This window comes from Dactylosporangium sp. NPDC051484 (assembly GCF_040689395.1).
GTDB lineage: Bacteria > Actinomycetota > Actinomycetes > Mycobacteriales > Micromonosporaceae > Dactylosporangium.
Window position 1 is genome coordinate 363,181 of sequence record NZ_JBFAZX010000003.1, and the last position, 8,226, is coordinate 371,406.

Annotated in this window: 6 protein-coding genes; 4 read left to right on the forward strand and 2 right to left on the reverse strand. The window is 73.1% G+C overall.

Annotated features, from left to right (window positions below; translation table 11 throughout):
- Positions 1–86: 86 nt before the first annotated feature.
- Entirely contained in the window at positions 87–995 is a 909-nt protein-coding gene (locus AB0367_RS07915; protein WP_366225444.1) for a LysR substrate-binding domain-containing protein, read from the reverse strand.
- Positions 996–1,104: 109 nt separating this feature from the next.
- Here AB0367_RS07915 and AB0367_RS07920 point away from each other — a divergent pair, with 109 nt between their 5' ends.
- The 4 genes from AB0367_RS07920 to murD are packed head-to-tail and all read left to right on the forward strand — an operon-like array spanning position 1,105 to position 5,834.
- Positions 1,105–1,779 (forward strand): succinate dehydrogenase cytochrome b subunit, encoded by a 675-nt coding sequence (locus tag AB0367_RS07920; protein WP_366225619.1) that lies wholly within the window; start codon positions 1,105–1,107, stop codon positions 1,777–1,779.
- Position 1,780: 1 nt separating this feature from the next.
- On the forward strand, positions 1,781–3,718 hold the full coding sequence (locus tag AB0367_RS07925) for a fumarate reductase/succinate dehydrogenase flavoprotein subunit (RefSeq protein ID WP_366225445.1): 1,938 nt from the start codon (positions 1,781–1,783) through the stop codon (positions 3,716–3,718).
- Complete coding sequence (locus tag AB0367_RS07930; RefSeq protein ID WP_366225446.1) at positions 3,718–4,467, forward strand: succinate dehydrogenase/fumarate reductase iron-sulfur subunit; 750 nt, start codon at positions 3,718–3,720, stop codon at positions 4,465–4,467. Before AB0367_RS07925 ends, AB0367_RS07930 begins: the two co-directional genes overlap by 1 nt.
- Before the next feature lie 11 nt (positions 4,468–4,478).
- Positions 4,479–5,834, forward strand: a complete 1,356-nt coding sequence (murD, locus tag AB0367_RS07935; RefSeq protein ID WP_366225447.1) for a UDP-N-acetylmuramoyl-L-alanine--D-glutamate ligase — start codon at positions 4,479–4,481, stop codon at positions 5,832–5,834.
- An 11-nt stretch (positions 5,835–5,845) separates the two neighbouring features.
- Here murD and AB0367_RS07940 read toward each other — a convergent pair whose 3' ends face one another.
- The gene (locus AB0367_RS07940) at positions 5,846–8,056 is read right to left on the reverse strand and encodes a hypothetical protein (RefSeq protein WP_366225448.1); all 2,211 of its coding nucleotides are present in this window, start codon (positions 8,054–8,056) and stop codon (positions 5,846–5,848) included.
- Positions 8,057–8,226 lie beyond the last annotated feature (170 nt).

An 8,226-nucleotide genomic window follows, 5' to 3' on the forward strand; every position in this document is an offset into this window, starting at 1 on the left:
GCCGTTGGCGTGTCCCTCGTTCAGCTCGGCGCGCAGCGCGGCCAGGTGTGCGGTGTCCTCGAACCAGTCGGCGCGGATCCCCGGCGTCAGAGGGGCCGGACGCCGGCGGGGAGGGGACCGCGCGCGACGTGGTCGAGCAGCGTGGCGCGCATCGCCTGCGCGGCGTGCGGCAGGACCGACTCGCGGCGCTGGGCGAGGGCGATCGTGCGGTGCACCCCCGGCGCGACCAGCGTGGCCGCGTGCAGCAACGGCCGGTTGACCAGGGCCATGCTGGGCACCAGTGCCACACCCAGGCCGGCCTCGACGAACGCGAGCACCGCGTCCATCTCGCCGCCCTCGACGGCGTATCGCGGCGTGAACCCGGCGCGGCGGCACGCCTCCAGGGTGGTGTCGCGCAGGTCGTAGCCGGGGCGGAACATGACCAGCGGGGTGTCGCGCAGGTCGGCGAGAGAGATGCGCTGCGACAGCGGCGAGACCGAGGCGACGACGAGGCTCTCCCGCAGCAGCGGCACCGTCTCGAGGGCCGGGTCGGTGCCGCGCGCCGGCTCGACGATCAGCGCCAGGTCCAGCGAGTGTGCGACCAGGTCGGCCACCAGGTCCTGCGAGCCGCCCTCGTCGACGCGCAGCTCGATGTCCGGGTGCTGCGCGTGGAACTCGCGCAGCACCACCGGTACCAACGACGTGCAGAGGCTCGGCGTCGCGCCCAGGCGCACCCGGCCGCGGCGCAGGCCGACCACCTCCTGGACCGCGTCGCGGGCGCTGTCGGCGTCGGCGACGACCCGGCGGGCGAGCGGCAGCAGCGTCTCGCCGGCGGTCGTGAGGACCACGCTGCCGCGGGAGCGGTCGAACAGCGGGGCGCCGAGGGCGTGTTCCAGGGTGTGAATTTGTTTACTCAGTGTAGGTTGGCTCACACCGAGCTGCTTCGCAGCCCGGGTGAAATGTCGTACTTCGGCGACGGTTGCGAAGTACCGAAGCTGTTGCAGTTGCATGCTCATAGCCTATGGCTATCGCGACTGCGGCTTCCATGCATTGGACGAATCGAGCCGGACCGACCTAGCGTCGGCGGGTGTGGCGGTAATAACGGCAGAACGGACGCATCCGGCAATCCGGAAGAAGAAGGCGTCGTCCGTCGCTTTGAAGATACTCATGGCTGGCACCGGCATCCTGCTGGTGCTGTTCCTGTTCGCGCACATGGCCGGCAACCTCAAGATCTTCGTCGGCGCGGCGGCGTTCGATCACTACGGGCACTGGCTGCGTGACCTCGGCGCGCCCCTGCTGCCGCGCACCGGGTTCCTCTGGCTGCAGCGCGCCGGGCTCACCGTCGCGGTGCTCGCGCACATCTTCGCCGCCGTCGTGCTGGCCCGCCGGGCCCGCGCCGCCCGCCCGGTCCGCTACGCGCACCGGCCCAAGGTGCAGGGCAGCTACGCGGCGCGCACCATGCGCTGGGGCGGCGTCATCATCCTGCTGTTCGTCGTCTTCCACATCCTCGACCTGACCACGGGCACGGTGAACCCGATCGGCGACAGGGAGCACCCCTTCGCCAACGTGGTCGCCGGCTTCGCGCCGTCGCGCTGGTACGTGACGCTGTTCTACGTCCTGTCGATCGTGGCGGTCGGGTTCCACCTGCGCCACGGGATCTTCTCCGCGCTGCGCACCCTCGGCCAGCAGTCCCCGCGCGGGGAGCGGCGGGCCCAGGCCGTGGCCCTCGTGCTGTCGGTCGTGCTGGTCGCCGGCTATCTCTCCGTGCCGTTCGCCGTTCTCACCGGGTTGGTGAAGTGACATGACGTACTGGATCGACGGCGACCCCGTCGCGGACCGGGCGGCCCCCGACGGGCCCATCGAGACCCGCTGGGAGCGGCGGCAGTTCTCCGCCAAGCTGGTCAACCCCGCCAACAAGCGCAAGCTGACCGTGATCGTCGTGGGCACCGGCCTGGCCGGCGGCGCCGCGGCCGCCACGCTGGCCGAGGCCGGTTACAAGGTCCGCTCGTACTGTTACCAGGACAGCCCCCGCCGCGCGCACTCCATCGCGGCGCAGGGCGGGATCAACGCCGCCAAGAACTACCGCAACGACGGCGACTCCGTGTACCGGCTCTTCTACGACACGGTGAAGGGCGGCGACTTCCGCGCCCGCGAGTCCAACGTGTACCGCCTCGCCCAGGTGTCGGTGAACATCATCGACCAGTGCGTGGCGCAGGGCGTGCCGTTCGCCCGCGAGTACGGCGGCCTGCTCGACAACCGCTCCTTCGGCGGCACCCAGGTCTCGCGCACCTTCTACGCCCGCGGCCAGACGGGACAGCAGCTGCTGCTCGGCGCCTACCAGGCCCTGGAGCGGCAGGTCGCGGCCGGCAACGTGGAGATGAACGCCCGCCACGAGATGCTCGAGCTGATCGTGGTGGACGGCCGGGCCCGCGGCATCGTCGTGCGCGACCTCGTCACCGGCGAGATCACGACCGACTACGCCGACGCGGTCGTGCTCGCCTCCGGCGGCTACGGCAACGTCTTCTTCCTGTCGACCAACGCCAAGGGCTGCAACGTCACCGCGTCGTGGCGGGCGCACCGCCAGGGCGCGCTGTTCGCCAACCCGTGCTACACGCAGATCCACCCGACCTGCATCCCCGAGTCCGGCACGCACCAGAGCAAGCTCACGCTGATGAGCGAGTCGCTGCGCAACGACGGCCGGGTGTGGGTGCCGGTGCGGGCCGGCGACGACCGCGTCCCGGCCGACATCCCCGAGGACGAGCGCGACTACTACCTCGAGCGCATCTACCCGGCGTTCGGCAACCTGGTGCCACGCGACATCGCCTCCCGTGCCGCCAAGAACGTCTGCGACGAGGGCCGAGGCGTCGGCCCCGGCGGGCTCGGGGTGTACCTCGACTTCGCCGACGCGATCGCGCGCCTGGGCCGCCCGGCGGTCGAGGCCAAGTACGGCAACCTCTTCGAGATGTACGAGCGGATCACCGGCGAGGACCCGTACGTCACCCCGATGCGCATCTACCCCGCCGTGCACTACACGATGGGCGGCCTGTGGGTCGACTACGACCTGCAGTCCAACATCCCCGGGCTGTTCGTCGTCGGTGAGGCCAACTTCTCCGACCACGGCGCCAACCGGCTCGGCGCGTCCGCGCTCATGCAGGGCCTCGCCGACGGGTACTTCGTGCTGCCCAACACCATCAACGACTACCTGGCGGCCGGCCCCTTCCCGAAGGTCTCCGACACCGACGAGGCCGTCGTCGCGGCGCGCGGCGCGGTCGAGGAGCGCATCGCGAAGCTGCTGTCGATCGACGGCGACCGCACCGTCGACTCGTTCCACCGCGAGCTCGGGCACATCATGTGGGAGTACTGCGGCATGGAGCGCACCGAGGCCGGCCTGACGAAGGCCGTCTCGCTGATCCGGGCGCTGCGCGAGGAGTTCTGGACCCGGGTCAAGGTGCCCGGCGCCGGCGAGCAGCTCAACCAGAACCTCGAGCGCGCCGGCCGCGTCGCCGACTTCTTCGAGCTGGCCGAGCTCATGTGCGTCGACGCCCTGCACCGCGCCGAGTCGTGCGGCGGGCACTTCCGTGGCGAGAGCCAGACGCCCGACGGCGAGGCGCTGCGCCACGACGACGAGTTCTCCTACGTCGCGGCCTGGGAGTTCGCCGGCACCGGCGAGCCGCCCGTGCTGCACAAGGAGACACTCGAGTTCGAATACGTCCACCCGACCCAGCGGAGCTACAAGTAATGAAGATCAAGCTGCGCGTCTGGCGCCAGTCGGGCCCGGCCGACCGTGGCCGCATGGTGACGTACGAGGTCGAGGACATCTCGCCGGACGCCTCGTTCCTGGAGATGCTCGACGTGCTCAACGAGCGCCTCATCCTGCAGGGCGAGGAGCCGATCGCGTTCGACCACGACTGCCGTGAGGGCATCTGCGGCATGTGCGGCATGATGATCAACGGCGTGGCGCACGGCCCGCTGAAGGCCACCACGACCTGCCAGCTGCACATGCGCCACTTCAAGGACGGCGAGACGATCGACGTCGAGCCGTGGCGTGCGGCGGCCTTCCCGGTCGTGCGCGATCTCGTCGTGGACCGCGGCGCGTTCGACTCGATCATCCAGGCCGGTGGCTACATCACCGCGCCCACGGGCGCGGCGCCGGACGCGCACGCCTCCCCGGTGCCGAAGGTGGACGCCGACGCGGCGTTCGAGGCCGCGACCTGCATCGGCTGCGGCGCCTGCGTCGCGGCCTGCCCGAACGGCTCGGCGATGCTGTTCACCGCGGCCAAGGTCGGCCACCTCGGCCTGCTCCCGCAGGGCCAGCCCGAGCGCGACTCCCGGGTGCTGAACATGGTCGCCACGCACGACGAGGCCGGCTTTGGCGGCTGCACCAACACCGGCGAGTGCACCACGGTCTGCCCCAAGGGCATCCCGCTCACCCTGATCGGGAGACTGAACAGCGACTACCGCAAGGCGTCGACCGGCGGTCGCGGCTAAAGTACCGACTCATGCATCTGTCGGAGCTCGCCGGGCGGCGAGTGGCCGTGTGGGGCACGGGCCGGGAGGGCGTCGCCGCGATCGAGGCGATCAGCCCTGTCGGCCCGGCCTCCCTGGTCGTCGTGCAGGACAAGACCACGTTCCTGGCCACGAAGTGGGAGGGGCGGCTCGCCGAGCTGGCCCCGCTGCACGAGGGCGAGGCCATGGGCCCGGCTCTGGAGGGCGTCGAGATCCTCGTGCGCTCACCGGGCGTTGGCGAGTCCAACCCGTTGATCCAGCGGCTGCGCCGCCGCGGGGTTTCCATCACCGGCGGCACGTCGCTGTGGATGGCCGACCACGCCAAGCACACCATCGGCGTGACCGGCAGCAAGGGCAAGAGCACCACCACCACGCTGATCTCGCACCTGCTCACCGCGACCGGCCGCCCGAACGAGCTCGGCGGCAACATCGGCGTCGCCGTGCTGTCGCTGCCGCCGGCCGAGCGCTACGTGCTCGAGCTGTCCATGTACCAGTGCGCCGACCTGCGGGACTCGCCGCGCGTCGCCGTGCTCACCTCGCTGTTCGAGGAGCACCTGGACTGGACCCGCGACGGCCAGCCGTCGCAGTACTACGCCCACAAGCTCAACATCGCCGAGCACGGCCCGGAGTCGGTGGTCTACAACGCCACCGACCCGACCCTCGCCGCGGAGCTGGCCGCCCGCCCGGGCCTGCCGCTCGTCCCGGCCGCCACCGAGGACTCCTTCCACGTCGTCGACGGTTGGGTGGTCCTCGGCGGCGAACGGCTCTTCCCGCGCGACGCGTTTCCCCTCCGCGGCCGCCACAACGCCGGCAACCTGTGTGTGGCCCTCGCCGCGCTGCAGGCCGCCGGCGTCGACGTCGCCGCCGAGCGCGAGGCGATCGAGGCCGGACTGCGCTCGTACACGCCGCTGCCGCACCGGCTCACCCCGATCGCGGACCCGTCGGGCGTGGAGTTCGTGAACGACTCGCTCTCCACCGCGCCGCAGACCACGATCCACGCGGTTGAGGCCTACGCGGGCCGCACCTTGGCCGTCATCGTCGGCGGCCAGGACCGCGGCATCGACTACACCCCGCTGCGCGACTACCTGCGCGACACGGCGGTGGAGCTCACCCTCGTCGCGGTGCCCGACAGCGGCGAGCACATCCTCGACGTGGTCGGCGACCTGCCCACCGTGCGCCGGGTGGTGGCCGCCGACCTGCCGGACGCGGTCCGCCTGTCCCGCGAGATCGTCCCGCCGGGCGGCGTGGTGCTGCTCTCGCCCGCGGCCCCCAGCTACGGCCGGTATGACAACTACGAGGCCCGCGCGAAGGCCTTCATCGCCGCGATCGAGGCGACCCGCCCCTCCTGAGGTCTTCTCGATCATCCGGCCGGCTCCAGGTGCGGGTCGCCCGGCAGCCACGACGCCTCGGCAAGAGCGCGCCCGGCGGCGTCGGCGTATGTCGCCGCGGCCAGCCACGCCTGCGCGAACGCCGTGCCGTCGTCGTCCGCCAGCCGCCCGAACGCGTCCCGCGGCCGGTCCGCGGCCGCGCGGGCGAGCCGGTCCAGCAGGTCCGCGCCGGTGTCCAGCCGGGCCCACCGCAGCCGGGCCGTGTCCGAGGCCCCCCGCCCGTTCGGGAACGTCAGCATGACCCGCCCGCCCGACACCGTCCGCTCCACCTGCGCCGTGAGCAGGTGCAGGGCCACATCGTGTACCGCGGGCCGCCACCCCTCGTCCGCACCGCCCCCGGTCCGCGCCGTCGCCTCGCCCTCGCCGCCGCCCACGGTCTCGGCCGGCCCCGTGACGTAGTCCGTGCCGCCGCTTTGGGTCTGCGCCGTCGCCGCGGGCTCGTCCTCGCCGCCGCCCGCGGTCCCGGTCGGCCCCGTGACCCCGTCCTCGCCGCCGGTCCGGGTCTCCGCCGTCGCCGCGGCGTCGTCCTCGCCGTCGCGCGCTGGGTCCTTCTCCGCGTCCGGATGGGGGAGCTGGCTGCGGTGTAGCCGGTCGAACGCCAGGTCGGCATGCCCGTCGAACGGCGCCGGCAGGTGCCACGCCGCGCCCGGCGGCGGCGCGACCGCGAGCGGCAGGACCGTCCCCGGCCGCCCCGGGTCGGGCCGCGCGATCAGCAGCAGCTCGACCCCATCCGCACGGCCGAGCACGCGCAGGTTCTCCCGGTAACCCAGCGCCGGATGCTCCGCCGCCACCCGCAGGCTCAGCGGCAATCCATTGGGAGCCTCGGCGAGGACCGCGTCGCCGTCGCGCCCGCGTAGCGTCACCCGTAGGAACAGCAGGTCGGCGCCCGCCGGCCGGTCGGTCACCGGCACCGCCAGCGCCTCGAACGCCCGGTGCACCTGCGCGGCGACCGGCTCCGCCCACAGCCCGGCCAGCGGCTCCTCGTGCCACGCCGCCCCGGACGCGGTCACGGCCCGCACGCCGCGCCCCGCGCCCAGTTGCCCGGTGCCCGCCGCGGTCGCCCCCGACACGACCAGTCCCGCCCGGGTCAGCCGGCGGTGGGTGAGCGCGGTCTCGCCCATCGCGATGGTGGCGTCGCCCGCCCGCGCGGCCCGCCGCGCGTCGCCCGGCATGACGTCGGCGATCATCCACAGCCGCCCCCGCCGGTCCGCCGCGTACGTCACCACACCCGCGTGCCCCGTTCCCGCCAGCACCGCGGTCGTGCACAGGCCGTACAGCCGCAGGCTGCCCTCCAGGTGGTACTGCCGGCGCGCGCTGCCCAGCAGCCCCTCCCCACCTGGTCCGGATCGGTCGCCGCGAAGCCCCATCGAGCCAGACTGGGCGGTGGCGTCTCCGCCCGGCCCGGTGCGCAGCCGATGCACGACGCCGAGCAGTTCGCGCAGTGCTTCGGACAGATCGGCGAGCCGGTAGTTCGCCTCCCCGCCCCGGCCCGCCTGCAGCAGCGTGGCCACGACCCGCGCCGCGGCCGCCGCCCGGTACACCTTGCACGCCTGCGCCTCGTGCGCCGCCCGCAGCAGCGCGGCCCGCGTGACCGTGCCGGACCCGGTGACCCCGCCCGCGAGCACCGCGACGGCCGCCCGCCACAGCTGCGCCACCGCCGCGGCCTGCTGCGCGGTGAGCACCGCGGCGCCCTCCCGCGGCACCTCGACCTCGACGTCACCGCCGCTGCTCCGCACCGCGTCGCGCCCCTCCTGCGCCGGGTTCCCGCCGCCCCGTGCCGGTGTCCCACTGCTTCGGGCCGGGATTTCGTCGTCCTTCGGCGGGGCTTCGTCGTCCCGCGCCGGGATTTCGTTCCCCTGCTCCTCGGGTTCGTCGTCCTGTGGCTCGGCGTCGCCGTCGTGGACCGGGGCCAGGGACAACACGGCCGCGCGGTGCAGGCAGTTCGGGGCGAGCAGGCAGGTGCACGTGACGGCGTCCGGGGCGCGGACCACGCCGCCGTCCGTCGTCAGGGTCACCGTCGTCGCGTCGTCGATGGCCACCGTGTGCCGCTCGCCGTCGCGCGTCACCACCCGGCCGGCGAGCTTCGCCGCGGCGTCGTCGAGCTTCTTGCGCAGCCGGGCCGGCAGCGCGTCGAGCGCCGCGAGCAGCACCGGCGTCTCGATCGGCGGCAGGGAACCGTTCATCGGATACCTCCGTGGATACTCCGGCCCTCAGGCCGGAGAGGAAACGGATCTCCTGCGGAGCAGGGCAGGGAAAGCCGGTTCGCCGCCAAGGCGAATCCGGCGTCTGCCGCCCGTGGTGCGCAAGCGAACAGGTGTGCTAGGTTCGTGCGGCTCGGGCAGCGATCACCAAG

What these genes read in the sequence shown, in the direction of transcription:
- murD (WP_366225447.1), top strand. Translation starts at nt 4,479, where the DNA reads ATGCATCTGTCGGAGCTCGCCGGGCGGCGAGTGGCCGTGTGGGGCACG.
- AB0367_RS07925 (WP_366225445.1), top strand. Translation starts at nt 1,781, where the DNA reads ATGACGTACTGGATCGACGGCGACCCCGTCGCGGACCGGGCGGCCCCC.
- AB0367_RS07915 (WP_366225444.1), bottom strand. Translation starts at nt 995, where the DNA reads ATGAGCATGCAACTGCAACAGCTTCGGTACTTCGCAACCGTCGCCGAA.
- AB0367_RS07930 (WP_366225446.1), top strand. Translation starts at nt 3,718, where the DNA reads ATGAAGATCAAGCTGCGCGTCTGGCGCCAGTCGGGCCCGGCCGACCGT.
- AB0367_RS07940 (WP_366225448.1), bottom strand. Translation starts at nt 8,056, where the DNA reads ATGAACGGTTCCCTGCCGCCGATCGAGACGCCGGTGCTGCTCGCGGCG.